The organism is Plantactinospora sp. KLBMP9567 (assembly GCF_033446045.1).
GTDB lineage: Bacteria > Actinomycetota > Actinomycetes > Mycobacteriales > Micromonosporaceae > Plantactinospora.
In genome coordinates this window covers 108,550-126,079 of record NZ_JAWQRR010000022.1, presented here as the reverse complement: position 1 = coordinate 126,079, position 17,530 = coordinate 108,550, and the positions used below count along the sequence as shown (strand labels likewise).

Genomic DNA, 17,530 nt, shown 5'->3' with positions numbered 1-17,530 from the left:
GCGATGGCATCGACCGAGCTTGCCCCGGGTGCGGCGGCTCCGGCCGCCCCCGGCGCGACGGGTCCACCCGGGGCGCCGCCGCCGGACCGGCCACGCCGGCGGCCGTCGGCACGGCAGCGGCTGCGCCGCGACGGCTTCCTGTTCCTGCTCGGCCTGCCCGGGTTGGCGCTGATCCTGCTGTTCCACTACGTCCCGCTCGCCGGCAACGTCATCGCGTTCAAGGACTACCGGCCGTACCTGACGATCTGGGAGGCGCCCTGGGTCGGCCTGGCCAACTTCCAGGTCATCTACACCGCCGATCCGGCGTTCCTCAACGCGCTGACCAACACGCTGATCATCTCGCTGCTCCAGATCATCGTGGTCTTCCCGATCCCGATCGCCGTCGCGTTGCTGCTCAACAGCCTGCTCTCGGAACGGCTCAAGCGCGTCGTGCAGTCGGTGCTGTACCTGCCGCACTTCATGTCCTGGGTCGTGGTCGTCGCCCTGTTCCAGCAGCTCCTCGGCAACGCCGGGCTCTACAACACCTGGGCCCGCACCCACGACCTGCCGCTGCTACAGCTGATCGGCAACCCCGACCTGTTCCTCACCCTGATCACGTCGCAGGCGATCTGGAAGGACGCCGGTTGGGGCACCATCATCTTCCTGGCCGCGATCTCCCGGGTGGACCTGGAACTCTACGAGTCGGTCGCGGTCGACGGCGGTGGACGGCTACGCCAGCTCTGGCACGTCACTCTGCCAGCGATCCGGTCCGTCATCGTCCTGCTGCTCATCCTGAGGCTCGGTGACGTGTTGACCGTCGGCTTCGAGCAGATCATCCTCCAGCAGGCCGCCGTCGGCCAGGACGCTTCCGAGGTGCTCGACACGTACGTCTACAACCGCGGCATCATCGACGGTGACTTCGGCATGGCGGCGGCGGTCGGCCTGGTCAAGGGCGTGGTCGGGCTCGCGCTGGTGCTCGCCGCCAACAAGATCGCGCACCTGTTCGGGGAGAGGGGGATCTACTCCCGATGGTGACCACAACCGCCGCCCGCGGCCGTCGCCGGATGGTCAACGGCATGGCACCTCCGCATCCCGCCGTACGCGGCCTCAAGGGCATCGTGCTGGCGCTGTGCTGCGCCGTGGTGATCGTCCCGTTCCTCAGTGTCGTCGCCACCTCTCTCGCCGACCAGGAACAGATCACCCGGGCCGGCGGCTACGTCCTGTGGCCGCAGGACCCGACGTTCGACGCCTACGCCGCGATCTTCCGGGGCGGGGTGGTCACCCGCGCCACCCTCGTCTCGATCGGTGTCACCCTGGTCGGGTCGCTGCTGTCGGTGGCCGTGGTGGCGCTGCTGGCGTACTCGCTGTCCCGGCCGGGCAGCTTCGGCAGCCGTCCGGTGCTGATGCTCGTGCTGGTCACCCTGCTCTTCAACGCGGGCATGATCCCCAACTACCTGCTGATCAAGCAGCTCGGCCTGATCGACTCGTGGTGGGCGCTGATCCTGCCGCCACTGGTCTCGGCGTTCCAGGTGATCATCGTGCGCGCGTTCTTCCTGGAGGTGCCGAAGGAGATCGTCGACGCCGCCCGCATCGACGGCGCGGGCGAGCTGCAGATCCTCACCCGGATCATGCTGCCGCTGTCCAAGGCGGTGCTCGCGGTGGTGGCGCTGTTCCAGGCCGTGGCCTACTGGAGCGCCTTCTTCAACGCGCTGCTGTACCTCAACTCCACCGAGAAGTGGCCGCTGCAACTGGTGCTGCGTACCTACGTGGTGGACAACGCCGCGATCGGCACCGACCTGCCGGGCGAGGTGGTCCCACCGCAGCAGTCCCTGCAGATGGCCATCCTGGTCGTCTCGCTCGTCCCGATCCTGCTCGTCTACCCGTTCCTGCAGAAGCATTTCGCCAAGGGAGTGGTCATCGGAGCCGTCAAGGGCTGACCCCTCCCGCACGTCCCCCACCCGTACCCCGGCCGTGGCCGGCATTGGCGCCGGTCACGCGGTGGTGCGCGCCCGCCGCCCGGGGACCCACGCCGACAACAGGAGGCCCGAGATGCCCGACCGTCCCGACCCGACCGGCACGCCATCCGCCGGTACCCGCCGCCGCGCCCTGGCCACCCTCGGCTTCGCCGGTCTCGCCATGACCGGCGGCCAGGCCGTCGCCACCGCCGCGCACGCCGCACCGCCGAAGCCCTCCCCCGTCACCGGCGACGGCATCGCCAGCGTCGACCAGTTGCGCGGCACGCCCGGCCGGACCGACGGCCAGCAGGTGCGACTGCTCGGCTACCACGCCGACGCGCCCGGCGTCGGCAGCGGCCTGCTGCACTGGGACGCGGACAGCACCGAACCCGACAACGGGGGCACCGTCTTCGCCGTCGCCGGGACCGCCACCGGCCGGTGGAAGCGGCCGCAGACCACCCGCCTCGACCTGGCCTGGTTCGGCTGTACCGGAGCGGGGGTGGACGACGACTCGGCGCGGGTACAGGCCGCCGTCGACACCCTGCGCACGGGCGGCGTCATCGAGGCCGGTCCCGGAAAGATCCGCCTGGAGCGCACCATCCGGGTACGCGACGTGCCGGTCACCTTCTCCGGCGCCGGCCCGACCGACAACGACGAGTACGCCACCCAGTACGTCGTCGCCACCGGCACCGGGCACGGGTTCCTGCTCACCAACGTCTCCGGCGGCGGGCTGCGCGACCTCGTGGTACGCGGCGACGGCCTGACCGGCGGCAGCCTGGTCGCCACCGAGGCGGTCGACGGCGGCCGCAACTACATGGTGTCGTTCGTCAACGTCCGGTTCAAGAACGGCTACACCGGTACGACCCTGCGCTCCTGCAACACCATCCGATTCCGCAACTGCGTCTGGAACGGGTTCACCGGCCCGTACGTGATCCTGCTCAACGGGGTGGGCAACACGTCCCGGGCCGACCCGGTGGAGTTCGTACAGTGCGGCATCGCCGCCGGCTCCGGCAACACCACCACCGACAACCTGGTCATCGACGGCCTCGGCGGGTCGATCAAGTTCTTCGCGACCGCGGTGCTGTTCGGCCGGCACGGGTTGTGGCTGAAGAACACCACCGGCGGGTCCTACCCGAAGTTCGTCTACTTCGAGGGCGGCGGTTTCGAGAACGGTCACGGCACACCGGTGCTGCTCGACGCCGGCGCGCACGCCCAGTTCACCAACGTCTACATCTCGGCCGACAACGAGCACGACAACGTCCGGATAAATCCTGGCTTCACCGGCATGGCCACCTTCACCGGGTGCGTCATCCGGGGCTGCGGGCGCAACGGCCTGGACATCGCCGCCACCCGGGTCACCGTCACCGGCTGCATCATCGGCAACAACGGCCGTACCGCACACCCCAGCTTCGCCCGTCTGATCAGCGGCATCACGGCAGGCCCCGGAGGCCGGGCCCGGGTCACCACCGCCGTCGAACACGGCTGGGAGACCGGCGACCGGATCACCATCTCCGGCGCGACCGGCAGCACCGAGGCGAACGGCAAATGGCGGATCGAGGTGGTCAGCCCGACCCAGTTCGACCTGCCGGTCACCGTCGAGCACGGGTACGCCGGCGGCGGCAGCGGCTACCGGCACGGTGCCGGCATCAACATCCGCTCCGGCGCCAGCCGGGTCGTCATCGTCGGTAACGCCGTCGGCTCGCTCGCCGACGGCATCAACCGGCAGGACTACGGCGTGGTCGACGGGGCCGCTGACGTGCTGGTCGCCGACAACGACCTCAACGGCAACCTGGTCGGCCCGTATCTGCTCGCCGGGACGTCCACCGGCCAGGCCCGGTTCACCGGCAACAAGGGTGTCGAGCAGATCGACGGTTGGCTGGCGGCCCGGGTGACCGGTCCGGTGGGCGACGGGCTGTACGACTTCGGCAACCTGCTCTATCTTGCCGGGCAGCGCATCCGGGTGGTCAAGGTGACGCGTACGCTCGCCGCCGGCGCCTGCGCCGTACGCCTGGACGCGGACGGGGAGTCCGCGGGCGGTAACGCCGTCGGCGTGACCACTGCCGTACAGACCACCGCACTCGTCGCGCCGTTCACCGTCGACGGCAGCGGCGACGCGCCGCGGCTACAGGTCCGCGTCCTCGACGCGGCCGCCGCCAGCGGCCTGGAGGTGCAGTTCGGGTACCAGTTGATCAGTTGATCCACGGTCTGCTGCCTCCCCGGCCGGGGAGGCAGCAGACCGCCAGTGCCATCAGGTGAGTGGATCGCGATCTCGGTATGGAGTCCCCGGATCAGCACAAAGCGCCAAGATCGTCAGCAGGACGTTCGCTATCAAGGCCCCCCGGCCTGCCCGGGCGGGAGTCGCCAACCAACCCGGGGCAGCCCGTCGCGGCGTCTGAAGTAGACATTGCTTCGCGGCGTGTACAGCATGACAAGACTTACCAGGCAAAGCGCTGCGGCAACCAGACCGCCCGGCCCATACATGACGCTCTCGACCACGCCGGCGATGGTGGCCACGATGCGGGCCAAGCGGCTACCCCGGCACGCCAGGACGATCGCTATGCCGAAGACCAGGCTCCCCATAGCAGGCTTGGCGGGTTCGTAGTACCAGAAGAAGTAGGTGCCCACCAACCACACTGCCGTCGCGGTCAAACCCAGCAGTCCGGCGACCACGACCGGCCACGGGGGACTCGGGCGCGAGGTAGCGACTCGGGTGGGTGGGCCAGAATCCTGCTGCGGATCCGGCATAGTCAGTCTCCCCCATCGCAACGATGCAGCGGTGACGGACTGAGGATATAGGCGACCGTGAAACCTGGCGGCTCGTAGAAGCCCGGCTCGTACGGCTCAGCCATCGTTTCCGGTAGCCGCGTCTCGCCCACGGGTGCACTGGCACCGTCAGGAGGACGTCGGGTCGGGAACGAGGCACTCGTCGTGCTGCCCGTACGCGGCGGCCAGGGCGGGGTTCGCGTCGAGTACCCGGCGCACGCCGGCCGTGTCCCGCTTGAACGTCACGGCCTCGACCTGCGCCAGGCGGAACACCGCCGCCATGCCCTCGGACGGGAACACCTTGGCGTTCTCCACGTACTCCTTCAGTTTGCCGAGGGACTCGTCGAGCGGCGCGAGTTCGACGGCGATCAGGTCGTCACCGCCGGGGACCGGCGCCGGCCGCAGGCCGTCGAGCATGCTCCGCGCCGTCTGGAACCTGTCGCGCAGCGCGGCGAGGTGCCGGACCAGCTCCGGCCGCTCCCGCTGCGAGAAGGCGCTGTTTCCGGTCAGCGAGGTCTCCGGCAGGTTCAGCAGCGAATCGTGGGCGGTGCAGGCCTTGCCGACCCAGTCGAGCACCGCCGGGTCGGCGGCCGAACTCGGCGAGCCCGTCACATCCGGCCCGAACGGACCTTCGGAGCAGCCGGCGAGGGCCACCAGCCCGACCAGCACCGACACCGACACCGTGAGGCTCACCAATCTGAGTCGCCCGAGCATCCGACGCCCCTCTCAATGTTTGCTCGTCAAACTCATTCGGTGTACCACCTCCACGCCGGGACCCCTCCCGGGTCGCCGTAGTTTCGACGACAGTCACCGGTGGGGTTGCGCCCGGCCGGCGACCCCCCACGGTCGCCGGCACACCGCGCAGGCCACTCCACCCGATCACGCCGACGGACCGGGCCAGGGCCGGCACCCTACATCTGCCGCGGCTGCTCCGGACGCGGCGACAGCGCCGGCCGGCCGGCACCCGGCGGCGTCGCACCGCCGATCCCCGCACCCGACTCCCGGGCGATCCGGTCCATGGTGCGGGCCAGATGCTCACTGCCGTCGTCGAGATGCCGGGCCGCCGCCTGCATGTGCGAGATCATCATCTCGCCGAAGATCCGCAGCGCCTCCCGGGTCGCGACCGTGTCGTCGAAACTCGACCCGGCCGACGCCCGATAGTCCTGCACCGCCCGCTCCGCCTCGTTCCGGGCATCCTCGGCCGCCGCCCGCAGATAGTTCTCGTACTGCACCCGGGCGTACTCGGCGACCCGGCGGGCGTAGTCGTGCGCCTGGGCGATGATCTGCTCGGCCTCCCGCTGCGCCGCCGACAGCAGGTTGACCTCCTTCGCCCCCGGCAACTGCGGCCGGTTGCTGGCACTCGGCAGCACCCCGTGCCGGTGCAGCTCCACATGGTCGTGCAGCCGCTGGTTCTCCGCCCGCAGATCCGCCAACTGGGTCGCCAACAGGTCCAACTCGTCGGCCACCTGGTGCCGGAACCGGTCGACGTCCCGGTCGTCGTAGCCGCGCCGGGTGAACGACGACGTGCTGAACTCCCACCGCCGGACCCGGTCCGCGGTCATCCGCACCCGGGGACTCGGACCCGACAGCGCCGTGGCGCGGTCGTACTCGCTGATCGGGCTGGCGCTCACTGCGTACCTCCGTCTGCCGGCCTATGCTCCTGCACCTCGCCGATCCGCCGCCCGGGCGCATACCACTGCCCACCCAGCGCCTCGTAGTGCAGCTGCCCGGCGTGGTAACCCGCCTGCGCCAGTCCGGTGACCGCGCCCGACACCATCGGATCGGACCCGCAGACGAAAACGTGCCGGTTGCGCCAGTCGCCGTCGGCGAGGGCGCGGTCCACCACCTGGACGAACTCTCCGGGCCGTGACGGGTCGGCGTTGACCACGTACGTCACCCGCAACCATGGATACGACGCCACCAGCTTCTCGGTCGCGTCGACGTCGTAGAACTCGGTACGGGACCGGGCGCCGACGTACGCGTCGACCCGCCGACCACCGCCCTCGGCCGCCACCTGCTCCACCAGCGCCTTCAACGGCGCCCAGCCGGTGCCGTTCGCCAGCAGCAGCAGGTCGCCACCGCCGGCCGCCCGGCGCAACGTCAGCCGCTCCCCCACCGGGGCCGCCAGATGCACCTGGTCACCGACGCTGGTGCCGTACACCAGCCGGGAACTCACCGCCCCACCCGGCGCCGCCCGCACGTGCAGCTCGATCGTGCCGTCGGTGCGGGGCGCGTTGCCGGGCGAGTAGTACCGCCACGCCCGGGTCGCCGGACTCGACACCCCGACCGACTGGCCCGCCTCGAACGGCAGCAAATACTGCGGCCGCAGCGTCAGCACCGCGATGTCGAACGTCCGCGGCTCGTGCGCGACGACCTCGCCGACCCACCACGGCGGGCTGACGTTCTCCGCCGCCGTCGCGCCGTCGGTCATCACCTTCGCGACCAGCCCGTACGCCGCCGTCCAGTCCTTGGCCAGATCCTCGGTCCAGTGCTCGCCGAGGAAGTGCGCCAGGGTGGCCAGCAGCGCCTCCCCGACCGCCGGATAGTGCTCCGGCCGGACCGCGAACTTGCGGTGGTCGGCGCCGAGGGAGGAGAGGAAGCCGACGAGCTGGTCCACCTGGTCCACGTTGGACACAATGTGGCCCAGCGCGGTGACCAGCCGATCCCGCTGGCCGGCCATGTTCGTCGGGAACATCTGCCGGACGTCGGGATGCGCCAGGAACAGGGTCGAGTAGAAGTAGAGCGGCACCTGGTCGCCATGTCCGGCGACCAGGTGCCAGCTCTGCTTGAGACGAGCGACGTCCACGGTCAGACGCCCGCGGAGGTGCCGCTCGCCACCACCTGGTCGCGCACCGAACCCAGCGTCGCCCGCACGTCGTCCAGGATGTCGTCCGGCACGCCGAGCCCGGTCAGGGTGTCGATCAGGTGCACACCGACGAGGGCGTAGTGCTCGTCCGGGATCTTCAGCGGCTGGTGCGCCTCGGCCAGGCCCCGGCCGGCGTAGTTGTTCGGCCCGCCGAGCACCACGGTCAGCATCAACACCATGTGCCGCCGCTGCTCCTCCATGTTCACCGAGGTGAAATAGCCGGCCAGCTCCGGGTCGGCGAGCACCCGGTCGTAGAACAGCCGCACGGCCGCCTTGACCGACTCCGCCCCGCCGATCCGGTCGTAGTGCGTCACGCGGGCTGCTGCACCGTTACCGGTGGTCGTGGCGCCGTCCGCGGGGGACGACACGGCGCTGTCATGTGGATCCGTCACGGTCTTCCTTCCGGCGCGAGGGGGATCGCGCGGCGTGTGGGGGCGAAACACCAACAGTGCCGGCCGTCGGGCGGATGGCCGACGGGTGACACTGGGTGGGGACACTACCGCGCCCACCCGTTCTGTGTCATCCAACCCGAATCGGTGTCATCCATACCCAACCGGCTGGGCAATCATCGAGCTCGATCCAATCCGGACCATCATCCCCATCGGACGCCGACCCGGCCACCCCGGTCACGCTGCGCGACGAACCACTCCACCGCACGCACCGTCAGCCGGCCAACGCGTCCCGGACCCCCGGCTCAGCCGGACCCAGGAACACCGGATCCCGCCCGCTGACCACGTCGTAGACCGCCTTCACCGCCGCGAAGTGCTCCCGGAACCCGCCCCACCGCCAGGCCCGCTCGAACCGGCGTACCGAGTCGTCGCCGACACCGACCGCGTCCAGACCGACCCGCCGGCACACCGTGACCGCCCGCTCGATGTGGAAGCTCTGGGTGACCACAATGGTCCGATCGACCCCGAAAACCCGACGGGCCCGCGAACACGAGTCGTAGGTGTCAAAACCGGCATGGTCCTGCACCACCAACCGGGCCGGCACGCCCCGCTCCACCAGCCAGCGGCTCATCGCGCCCGGCTCGTCGTACACCCCGCTCCGGTGGTCGCCGGAGACCAGGATCGCCCGGACCTTGCCCGCCGCCAGCAGCTCCTTCGCCAACTCCAGACGCGCGGCCAGGAACGGCGCCGGGGTGCCGTCCGGATACACCCGGGCACCCAGCACCAACGCGACCGGTGCCGCCGGCACGTCGGCCAGCGCGTACACGTGCTCCCGCGCCGACTGCCGCACCCACACCACGCTGCCGACCACCGAGACCGGCACCAGCAGCAGCACGACCAGGGCCCCGAGCACCAACCGGCGACGCCAGCCGCGCCCGGCGACCCGACGCGGACGGTCGGATCCAGACGACTCCGGCGACGAAGCAGACGGCATACCGCCAAGTATGCGATAACGATCAAGGGGACGGACGGCGGCGACCCGAGCCACGCACCTTGCCGGCGCTGGGCCGGTACACCCCGACAACCCCGACCCGGACGGACCGGCGCCGGGTCAGCCCGCGCGCCGCCGGGCCCGGCGGGCCGCCAACTCGTCGCCGGCCTCCACCACGGCCGGCTCCGGCGTCTCCCCCGCCAACGGCGTCTCCCCGGCCGGCTCCGCCGGCAGATGCGACAGCGAGCCCTGGACCTCCTTGAACGCCCCACCGATGGCGATCCCGAACACCCCCTGCCCACCCTGCAACAGGTCCACGACCTCCTCCGGAGACCGACACTCGTAGACCGTCGTCCCATCCGAGATCAGCGTGATACCGGCCAGGTCCGCCACCCCGCGCGAACGCAGCGCGTCGATCGCCCGCCGGATGTTCTGCAACGAGACCCCCGCGTCCAGCAGCCGCTTGACCACCTTCAGCACCACCAGGTCCCGGAACGAGTAGAGCCGCTGCGTCCCCGACCCCGAGGCATCCCGCACGCTCGGTACCACCAGCGCCGTACGCGCCCAGTAGTCCAACTGCCGGTAGCTGATCCCGACGGCGTGGCACGCCGTCACACCCCGATAGCCGACCGAACCGTCCTCCACCGACGCCCCGCCGGCCGGGTGATCCTCCGCCACCCCAGGAGGCCCCTCGACGTGCCGCTGATCCATACCCTGGGGATTCGACCTACCCGGATCAGGGTCCTGTGGCTCATGCATCGGACAACCTCCCCGCCCGTGCGGTGACACGTCGTTTCCGGGACGTGCACCCCTCGACAGGCCCAACCCTATAGCCCGGCTGGAGGGTTGCCCCGCAGGAAATGCCGCGACACGCCGCACACGGGGATCACCGCAGGGTTACCCCAGGACGAATCGATCGTTACCCGACCGGCAGAAGCACGACCCGCCGTCCGCGCCGTCACCACGGCGCCGCAGTCAGCCGGCGAAGTCCTCCGGGCGGACCTGCTCCAGGAACTCCCGGAACTTCTCCACCTCGTCCTCCTGCTCATCCGGGATGATGATCCCGGCCTCGGTGAGCACCTGCTCCGCACAGCGGATCGGCGCACCCACCCGCAACGCCAACGCGATCGAGTCCGACGGCCGGGCCGACACCCGCAGACCGTCCCCGATCAGCAGGTCGGCGTAGAAGACGTTCTCCTTCAACTCCACGATCTCCACCGCCCGCAGCGGCGCCTGCAACGCGGAGAGGATGTCCCGCAGCAGGTCGTGGGTCAGCGGCCGGGCCGGCTTGACCCCCTGCTGCTCGTAGGCGATCGCGGTAGCCTCCACCGCCCCGATCCAGATCGGCAGATAGCGGTCGCCCTCGACCTCTCTGAGCAGGACGATCGGCTGGTTGGTGGGCAGCTCCACCCGAACCCCGACCACGCTCAGCTCGCGCACCGCCGCCTCCGTGTCGCCGTCGTCTCTTCCCCACCACCGTCCTGCGGCGGCCGATGCTACCCGCCGCCGGGGCCGGTATGCCCCTTCCCTGCACGGTACACGGGCTCGGATAACACCGCCCCACCCGCAACCGCCGCACCGCACCGGTTACCCCGGGAAGCGTACGCCACGCCCGCCGCCGCAGATCTTTCCTACCGGCCGAGTGCGCCAGGCCACACCCGGCAAGCCACCGGACAACCACCCCAGGGCGGCACATCCGCCGCCCTGGGGAGTCACCTGCCCAACGTTCCGCGCAGCCCCACCCGGACCAGCGCCGCGTGCAGCCGCTGCGACAGGCCAACCAGCTCCCGCGCCGCCTCCGCCGCCCGCGCCCGGGCCGCCGGATCGTTCTGCCGGGCCAACGGCGACACCAACTGGGCGAACAACCCCACCTCGCGATCCGCCGCCGTCCGGTAACCCCGCAGATGCCGGGGCTCCAACCCGTACGCCGCCAACCCCGCCACCGCCTGCGCGACCACCAGCGCGTCCGCGTCGTACCAGCCGGGCGGCTGCGACACCACCAGACCCATCCGCTCCAACTCGGCCAGCAACGCCTCACCGAGCCCGCTACGGGACAGCAACTCGGTCCGGTCCAGCCGGGTCTCCGCCGACTCACCGACCGGAGCGGCCGGCTCCCGACCCGGCACCTCGCCGTCCGGCCCCACCGCCACCAGCGACGGCCGATGGCGCTCCGGACCCGACAACCCGTCCCGACCCGCCTCCGCGAGCTGCTCCCGGATCACCCGCAACGGCAGGTACTGGTCACGCTGAGCGGTCAACACGAACCGCAACCGCGCCACGTCGTCCCAGCTGTACTTGCGGTAACCCGCCGGCGTGCGTTGCGGCTCGACCAGACCCTCGGACTCGAGAAAGCGCAGCTTGGAGATCGTCGTGTCGGGAAACTCCACCCGAAGCTGCGCCAGTACTTCACCGATACTCATCAGCGAACCTTGCTCAACCTCCCCCTGCGGTCCGTCGTGGCCGCGGGTGGAAGTCGAAGGGCGCGCGCCGCGCAATTCAGGTGAAAAAAGGTTCGGTGGCTGGCCCCGAGCGGCCGCCCCCGGCCCGGGAACAGCCGCCGCCGCACGCTCGCTCACCCCCGGACGGCCCCCTCCTCCGGACGCGGACCGGCGATGAAGACCAGCCGGAACTTCCCGACCTGGACCTCGTCGCCGTTGCTCAGCGTCGCTGCCTCCACCCGCTCCCGGTTCACGTACGTCCCGTTCAGGCTGCCCACGTCCCGGACGGTGAACGTGCCACCGTCCCGGTGGAACTCGGCGTGCCGCCGGGACACCGTGACGTCGTCCAGGAAGATGTCACTGTCCGGGTGCCGGCCACTCGTCGTCACATCGTGATCCAGCAGGAACCGGGCGCCGGCATTCGGACCACGCCGAACCACCAGCAACGCCATACCCGGAGGCAGCGAACCTGACATCCGGCTCGGCACGACGTCGGTCTCGGGCCCCTCCAACATCTCGTCGAGAGAACCAAGGTTCAGCGTCGATGTGACGTCGAGTGGGGGGAACTCGTCGTCTGGGCGCGTCATTGGGACCACCTCACGGATCTGTTCGGTCGGCGTCGGGTGTTACGGGTCTGGCCGCCGGGCGCCCTCAGGGCCCAGCGGCTGGCTCCCCCGTGCCCGGGAAGGCATTTCCGCAACGCGCAACTATTGGTTCTCGGTCGACTGGGCGAGCCTAGCCAGCGCCGAAATACAGGGCAACCAGACGCGCGGACACAACCACGCGACGGCGTCACCACGATCAGCTCTCGGTCAGTTCCCGATAAGCCTCGGCGGTCAACAAACCAGCCACCGCCGACGCCTCACTGGGCGCGATCTCGACCAGCCAACCCGAGCCGTACGGGTCGGTGTTGATCACCTCAGGGGTATCCGTGAGCTGCTCGTTCCGCGCCACCACCGTACCGGTCAACGGGGCGTAGATCTCTGAGACGCTCTTGGTCGACTCGACCTCGCCGAACGATTCGCCGGCCTGCACCGTCGCACCCTCGTCGGGAAGCTGGACATAAACGATGTCGCCCAGCGCGTCCTGCGCGAAGTGGGTGATGCCCACCCGCACCGGTCCGCTGCCGTCGCCAGCCACCCACTCGTGCTCGGCGGTGTACCGCAGGTCCTCAGGAATCACCAGACGCGTCCTTCTTCGTCGCACCAGCCAATAACCGGGACGCCGTGTCGCCGCCCCGACCACGCCCGGTCAGGAGACCGGACGCGCATGTTGCAGATCCTTCGGCGGGCTGAGGGCCGTCACGTCGACCACCTCCCGCTCCTGGATCGCCACGTTACCGCCGTCCCCGCTGACCGATGCCACCACCCCGCCCGGGATGTTCAGTGCGGTTTGCATCGTCTTCGGATCGCCGATCACCGAGATCATGTACGGTCCGGTCAACCGCCGTCCACTCACCGAGATACCGCCGTCCGCGTCGAGGAAGTACGTCGACGCGATGATCCGCACCGTGGCACCGTCTCCGCCGGAGATCTGCATCGCCTCCGCCCCCGCGCCCCGCAGCTCCTGCACCGCGTCCAACACCCGCGACGCCGCGATCGGCTTGCTCACCGGCATGAAGCTGACCGTCAACCCCGGCCCCCGGGCCGGCAACGTCCCCGCCAGGATGCCCAACTCGTCGGCCCGCCGGGTCGCCTCGTCCAACGCCGCCTGCCGCCCCTCGGCACCGGAGTTCAACTGCCGCTGACTCTCCTCCAGCGCCGCGATGTCCTGCCGGACCCGCTCCTCCTGCGCGTCCAGGTCCGACAGGATCCGCACCAGGTCCTCCTGGCGGGTCGTCTCCAGCGACGCGTCCGTGGAGTTGGTCCGCAACTGCACCGCCAGGGTGAACCCCAGCAGCGCCAGCAACACCCCGATCATCGCGTTCGCCGCGGTCAGCCGGGGCAGCAGCCGGCGAACCGCCGACACCGGCCCGACCCGCTCCGGCGGCTCCGGGGCCGGGATCGGCACCGTCTCGTCGTCCCCCGGCAACGGCACCGTCGGCCCGTCGTCCGCCGACAGCCGCACCGTCGGCCCGTCGTCCGCCGGGACCGTACCCCGATCGGCATCCGGCTCCGCGCCACCGGCCGGCTCCGCCGCAGCCGGCCCGTTCGCGGCGGCGTCCGGCGACTCCGACGTACCCGGGGGCTGGTCCGCCGACGAACCACCCGGCACCGGACCCACGGCCGCCCCGTCCGGACTGCTCTGCTCGCTCGCTCCCGCCATCGCCTACGCCCGGAACAGGTGCCGGCGAATGGCCGCCACGTTGCCGAAGATCCGGACCCCGAGCACCACCACGACGCCGGTGGACAACTGCCCACCGACGCCGAGCTGGTCACCCAGGTAGACGATGAGCCCGGCGACCAGCACGTTCGAGATGAACGAGATCACGAACTGCTTGTCGTCGAAAATGCCGTCGAGCTTGGCCCGCACCCCGCCGAACACCGCGTCCAAGGCCGCCACCACGGCGATCGGCAGGTACGGCTGGAGCGCCGACGGAACCGTCGGATCCAGCCAGACGCCGAGCAACACCCCGGCGAGCAATGCGAGCACAGCGATCATCGGCCGCCTCCCTGCGGACTCGGGGACGCCCCGCCACCCACCGACGACCCGGACGGCGTCGGGGTGGGCTCGGGCGAGGGTGTGGCATAGCGCAGCCGCGGCTCCGTCGCGGCCGGCAGAGTCAGATCGTCGACCCTACGGAACTCGAACGACATCCCGTGCTCCTCGGAGACGCTGTCCAGCAACCGCGCCGCCGCGCTGTCCCGGAACCGCCGCTCCAACTGGCCGGGACCGATCGCGGACACCTCGTACGGGCCGATCACCGGTTTGAAGTCGACCAGGATCGCGCCACCCGCAGCCCGGATCGTCGAGGTGGCGGTCAGCCGCTGCCCGTTGATCGAGACCGCCTCCGCCCCGCCGCTCCACAACGCGTTCGCGATGTCCTGGAGGTCCCGGTCGAGCACCCGGCCGAGATTCGTCCCACCGGCACCGGTGACCGCGTCCGGCTCCTCGGGCGCGTCCGCGACCCGCACCACCAGACCGTCACCCCGCACCCGGCCCAGCCCGGTGGCCGCCTCCAGATTCCGCAGGTTCGCCGCCGCACTGCCGGACAGCGCCGCGTCCCGCTGCCGGAGCACCTCGGCACGCAGCCGGTCGGCCCGCTCGGTCAGCGCGGCGGTCTCGGCCTCCCGCTGCTTGATCTGGCTCACCAGGCCGGCCCGCGCCTTGCTGCGACTCGGCTCCGCCGCCACCGTCTGGCGGTAGGCCATCGCGAGCAGCAGCCCCAGCACGACCAGGGTCACCAGGGTCACCGCCCGGGGCGTCGACCGCCGCCACCCGGTCGCCGGAGCCGAGCGCCGGCGCCGCTCGGCCGCGTCGGCGTAACCGGGGTCGAGCGGGTTCTGGAACAGCTCGGTGAGGAAGTCGGCCGCGTACGTCCGCTTGCCCTGCCCGGTCATCCCACCTCCGCCCGTGCCGCCCGGATCAGCCGGCCCGCCTGGATCAGGTAGAGCCCGCCGGCCAGCCAGTACAGGCCCAGTCCCCACAGTGCCAGCCCCCAGCCGATCGCCCCGGCGGCGGTAGCCGCCCCGGGCACCGTAGCCGCGAGCAGCAGTACCGGAAAAGCGGCCAGTAGGACGAACGTCGCCGTCTTACCCAGATAGTGCACCGGCGGCGGACGGAAGCCGAAGTAGCGCAGCACGCCCAGATTGGCGGTCATCACGACATCCCGGGCCAGCAGCGCGACGGTGAACTGCCACGGCACCACGTCGCGTACGGTCAGCGCGACCAGGGTGGCCAGGATGTAGAGCCGGTCGGCGACCGGGTCGAGCAGCTCACCGAGCCGGCTGACCTGGCGCAGTCGCCGGGCGACGAAGCCGTCCACCCAGTCGCTCATGCCACCGACGCCGAGGACGACCACGGCGGCCGCGTCGGCCTCGGCGACCAGGTAGAGGTAGAGGAAGAGCGGTACGCCGAGCAGCCGGACGAAACTGATCAGGTTGGGGACGGTGAGGATCCGCCCCGTCGAGCCGGCAGGCCCGGCGGCGGCGTCACCGGTTGGCTGGGCGTCATGCGCCCGCGCCGGCCGACGCGACACCGAACCTCCCTCTGCGCCACGGCCCGGCGTCCGCACGATGACGGAGGACGGTCCAGAACCGGTGCGCGCTCCGGCCGACCTCTCCCCCGGGAACGGTGACGCATTCCGGACGAGTGACGGCACCTGACGCAGCCCCGGTTACGGCACATTCGGCTCCCGTGGCTGCTCAATTGCCGTGCCACTATATCCGGCCCGATTTTGGCGCGGCCGTCCGTGTCCGGTGTCCTCCGTTTCTGTCGATCTGCTGTGACGGGTCGTACACCCCGTAAGGCGTCCTAGGACGCTAGCTCGGGGGTGAAGCCGGCCGGATCGGACGACAACAGGCGGGCGCGGGCGCGGCCAAGCGAGATCGGAGACGGCGCAGAGGTGAGCGGCTGCTCAGCCGCTCAGGCCGGCCCGGCCGAAGAGTACGGCGTACCCGGACGGGAGCTGGGTCAGCACGTCGTTGAGCTCACCGCCGGAGATGGCCTCGGCCACGGTGCACAGCACCGCGCTGGCGTCCCACTCGGCGGTCCGGGCGGTCGCCCCTGCCCCGGTGGCGACCCGGCCCAGGAACTCCCGTGCGCCGAACGCACCTGCGGCACCCTGCCCGGCCGAGATCAGGGTCGCGGCCAGCGGGCCGGGCAACTGGGCGGCCAGATCCTCCGCCTCGTCCGGGTGCAGCCGCTGGGCGAGGATGCCGAGCACCAGGTGGGTGACCCGTTCCGCCTCCGCCGAATCGGCGTACTCGCCGCGGTCGCGCACCTTGGCGACGAACTCGTCGTACCGCACTGCCCCGCCCCCTTAGCCAGCCTCCGGTACGCCGATACCCGCCGGCACGCCGTTGATGCGTTCCGGCGGGTATCGGCGACAGAGTCGGTACGGGTCAGACCCGGGTGACCCGTACCGCGTCGGCGATCACGTACCCGGTGGCGCCGCTCCACCGGCTCACCCCGACCACGTTCTTGTCCCCGGCGGTCAGCGTGAAGGTGCCCAGCGAGCGCCACGTCCCGCCGCCGGTGCTCTGGTCCACCACGACCGTCTGGTTGCCGCTCTTGGCCAGCACGATGTACGGGGTGGCGGTGTTGTAGCCGGCGATGCCCGGGTACCAGGCGTCGACCCGGTACGTCCCCTCGGCCGGGATGTTCACCTTGTAGTACGCCACGTCGCTGATCGCGGCCGGGTCGGCGTACCGGTAGTCCGCACCGTACCGCTCGGTGGAGTAGGACGAGGTCAGCCAGTTGGCGCTGGCGGTGAACCGGCCGCCGGTGGTGTTGTCGACGATCGCGCTGAAGGCCGGCGGCGGGGTGGTGCCGCCGTCGAGCGCGTCGGCGACGTCGGCGCGCAGTTGCGGAAGCATGCCGTAGAGCACGTTGCCGGGGCAGGCGGTCGCCACGTAGTCCCGGTGGCCGTAGATCCGGGACGCGGCGATGCCGTACTGGTCGCAGATGTACGCGCAGAACTGCACCAGGCTGTCGTAGAGCGCGGCCGTCGGGGTGGCGCTGGTGTAGGTGCCCTCGTTCTCGATCCCGATGCCCTTGTCGTTCTGGCCCGGGCAGTGCGCGCCGACCACCATGCCGCTGCCGGCACGCAGCCGGGACAGGCTGTTGTGCCGGCCCTCCATGATGTAGCCGCCACGGCTGATGGTGAAGTGCTGTCCCGAGTCGGACCAGCCGTTGCCGTCCATGTGGAAGTTCTGGATGCTGCGGGCCATCGCGTACGCGTGCGCCTGGGTGTAGTTGGTGGTGTTCGAGCCGGCGGTGTGGTGGATCACGATCTTGTCCGGCGAGGACGAGATCACGCTGAGCGAGCCCGGCGACCGGGCCCCCCAGGTGGCGCAGCTGGCGATGGTGGGTACGGGCACCGCGAGCGCGTCGACCTCGTCGGGCGCGGCCAGCGCCGGTGGCGCGCCGGCGATCGACAGGCCGCCGGTCGCGGCGCCGACACCGAGGAAGACCGCGCCGCGTACGACGTCACGGCGGGACAGGGGGTTGCCGGTCACGTGGACCTCCAGGTGAACGGGGGTTGAAGG

20 protein-coding genes are annotated in these 17,530 nt (G+C 70.9%); 3 read left to right on the top strand and 17 right to left on the bottom strand.

The window, feature by feature from the left end; genetic code table 11:
* Positions 1 to 3: 3 nt before the first annotated feature.
* The 3 genes from R6Y94_RS18285 (at position 4) to R6Y94_RS18275 (ending at position 4,131) form a co-directional block, all read left to right on the top strand.
* On the top strand, positions 4 to 1,014 hold the full coding sequence (locus R6Y94_RS18285) for an ABC transporter permease (protein ID WP_318397077.1): 1,011 nt from the start codon (positions 4 to 6) through the stop codon (positions 1,012 to 1,014).
* Positions 1,008 to 1,916 (top strand): carbohydrate ABC transporter permease, encoded by a 909-nt coding sequence (locus R6Y94_RS18280; RefSeq protein ID WP_318397076.1) that lies wholly within the window; start codon positions 1,008 to 1,010, stop codon positions 1,914 to 1,916. Before R6Y94_RS18285 ends, R6Y94_RS18280 begins: the two co-directional genes overlap by 7 nt.
* Before the next feature lie 112 nt (positions 1,917 to 2,028).
* Positions 2,029 to 4,131, top strand: coding sequence for a hypothetical protein (locus R6Y94_RS18275; protein WP_318397075.1), 2,103 nt, complete (start codon positions 2,029 to 2,031; stop codon positions 4,129 to 4,131).
* Between the two features lie 131 nt (positions 4,132 to 4,262).
* On the opposite strand, the gene R6Y94_RS18270 is transcribed toward R6Y94_RS18275, so the two are convergent.
* The 17 genes from R6Y94_RS18270 to R6Y94_RS18190 form a co-directional block, all read right to left on the bottom strand.
* Positions 4,263 to 4,604 carry a hypothetical protein gene (locus R6Y94_RS18270; protein WP_318397074.1) on the bottom strand — a complete coding sequence of 114 codons (342 nt, stop codon included), beginning with the start codon at positions 4,602 to 4,604 and terminating at the stop codon, positions 4,263 to 4,265.
* 222 nt (positions 4,605 to 4,826) lie between these two features.
* The gene (locus tag R6Y94_RS18265) at positions 4,827 to 5,411 is read right to left on the bottom strand and encodes a hypothetical protein (RefSeq protein ID WP_318397073.1); all 585 of its coding nucleotides are present in this window, start codon (positions 5,409 to 5,411) and stop codon (positions 4,827 to 4,829) included.
* A 197-nt stretch (positions 5,412 to 5,608) separates the two neighbouring features.
* Positions 5,609 to 6,328, bottom strand: coding sequence for a DivIVA domain-containing protein (locus R6Y94_RS18260; RefSeq protein WP_318397072.1), 720 nt, complete (start codon positions 6,326 to 6,328; stop codon positions 5,609 to 5,611).
* Positions 6,325 to 7,503, bottom strand: a complete 1,179-nt coding sequence (locus R6Y94_RS18255; protein ID WP_318397071.1) for a globin domain-containing protein — start codon at positions 7,501 to 7,503, stop codon at positions 6,325 to 6,327. The genes R6Y94_RS18260 and R6Y94_RS18255 overlap by 4 nt, the downstream gene beginning before the upstream one ends.
* A 2-nt stretch (positions 7,504 to 7,505) precedes the next feature.
* Positions 7,506 to 7,877 carry a group 1 truncated hemoglobin gene (locus tag R6Y94_RS18250; protein WP_318397070.1) on the bottom strand — a complete coding sequence of 124 codons (372 nt, stop codon included), beginning with the start codon at positions 7,875 to 7,877 and terminating at the stop codon, positions 7,506 to 7,508.
* A 349-nt stretch (positions 7,878 to 8,226) separates the two neighbouring features.
* On the bottom strand, positions 8,227 to 8,946 hold the full coding sequence (locus R6Y94_RS18245) for a vancomycin high temperature exclusion protein (protein WP_318397069.1): 720 nt from the start codon (positions 8,944 to 8,946) through the stop codon (positions 8,227 to 8,229).
* Between the two features lie 117 nt (positions 8,947 to 9,063).
* Positions 9,064 to 9,702: a MerR family transcriptional regulator gene (locus tag R6Y94_RS18240; protein ID WP_412102800.1), complete on the bottom strand. Its 639-nt coding sequence runs from the start codon at positions 9,700 to 9,702 to the stop codon at positions 9,064 to 9,066.
* 216 nt (positions 9,703 to 9,918) lie between these two features.
* Entirely contained in the window at positions 9,919 to 10,383 is a 465-nt protein-coding gene (locus tag R6Y94_RS18235; RefSeq protein ID WP_318397067.1) for a bifunctional nuclease family protein, read from the bottom strand.
* A gap of 272 nt (positions 10,384 to 10,655) precedes the next feature.
* Complete coding sequence (locus R6Y94_RS18230; RefSeq protein ID WP_318397066.1) at positions 10,656 to 11,363, bottom strand: MerR family transcriptional regulator; 708 nt, start codon at positions 11,361 to 11,363, stop codon at positions 10,656 to 10,658.
* Between the two features lie 152 nt (positions 11,364 to 11,515).
* A complete protein-coding gene (locus R6Y94_RS18225; RefSeq protein WP_101365931.1) occupies positions 11,516 to 11,968 on the bottom strand; it encodes an FHA domain-containing protein in 453 nt (150 codons plus the stop codon).
* Between the two features lie 214 nt (positions 11,969 to 12,182).
* Complete coding sequence (gene gcvH, locus R6Y94_RS18220; RefSeq protein ID WP_318397065.1) at positions 12,183 to 12,563, bottom strand: glycine cleavage system protein GcvH; 381 nt, start codon at positions 12,561 to 12,563, stop codon at positions 12,183 to 12,185.
* A gap of 69 nt (positions 12,564 to 12,632) precedes the next feature.
* Positions 12,633 to 13,646, bottom strand: coding sequence for a DUF881 domain-containing protein (locus tag R6Y94_RS18215; protein WP_318397064.1), 1,014 nt, complete (start codon positions 13,644 to 13,646; stop codon positions 12,633 to 12,635).
* Positions 13,647 to 13,649: 3 nt separating this feature from the next.
* A complete protein-coding gene (locus tag R6Y94_RS18210; RefSeq protein ID WP_203866211.1) occupies positions 13,650 to 13,982 on the bottom strand; it encodes a small basic family protein in 333 nt (110 codons plus the stop codon).
* Positions 13,979 to 14,881 (bottom strand): DUF881 domain-containing protein, encoded by a 903-nt coding sequence (locus tag R6Y94_RS18205; RefSeq protein WP_318397063.1) that lies wholly within the window; start codon positions 14,879 to 14,881, stop codon positions 13,979 to 13,981. The genes R6Y94_RS18210 and R6Y94_RS18205 overlap by 4 nt, the downstream gene beginning before the upstream one ends.
* Positions 14,878 to 15,519: a CDP-alcohol phosphatidyltransferase family protein gene (locus R6Y94_RS18200; RefSeq protein ID WP_412102799.1), complete on the bottom strand. Its 642-nt coding sequence runs from the start codon at positions 15,517 to 15,519 to the stop codon at positions 14,878 to 14,880. The genes R6Y94_RS18205 and R6Y94_RS18200 overlap by 4 nt, the downstream gene beginning before the upstream one ends.
* Positions 15,520 to 15,897: 378 nt before the next feature.
* Complete coding sequence (locus tag R6Y94_RS18195; protein ID WP_318397062.1) at positions 15,898 to 16,290, bottom strand: DUF2267 domain-containing protein; 393 nt, start codon at positions 16,288 to 16,290, stop codon at positions 15,898 to 15,900.
* A gap of 94 nt (positions 16,291 to 16,384) precedes the next feature.
* Entirely contained in the window at positions 16,385 to 17,500 is a 1,116-nt protein-coding gene (locus tag R6Y94_RS18190; RefSeq protein WP_318397061.1) for an N-acetylmuramoyl-L-alanine amidase, read from the bottom strand.
* Between the last annotated feature and the right edge of the window lie 30 nt (positions 17,501 to 17,530).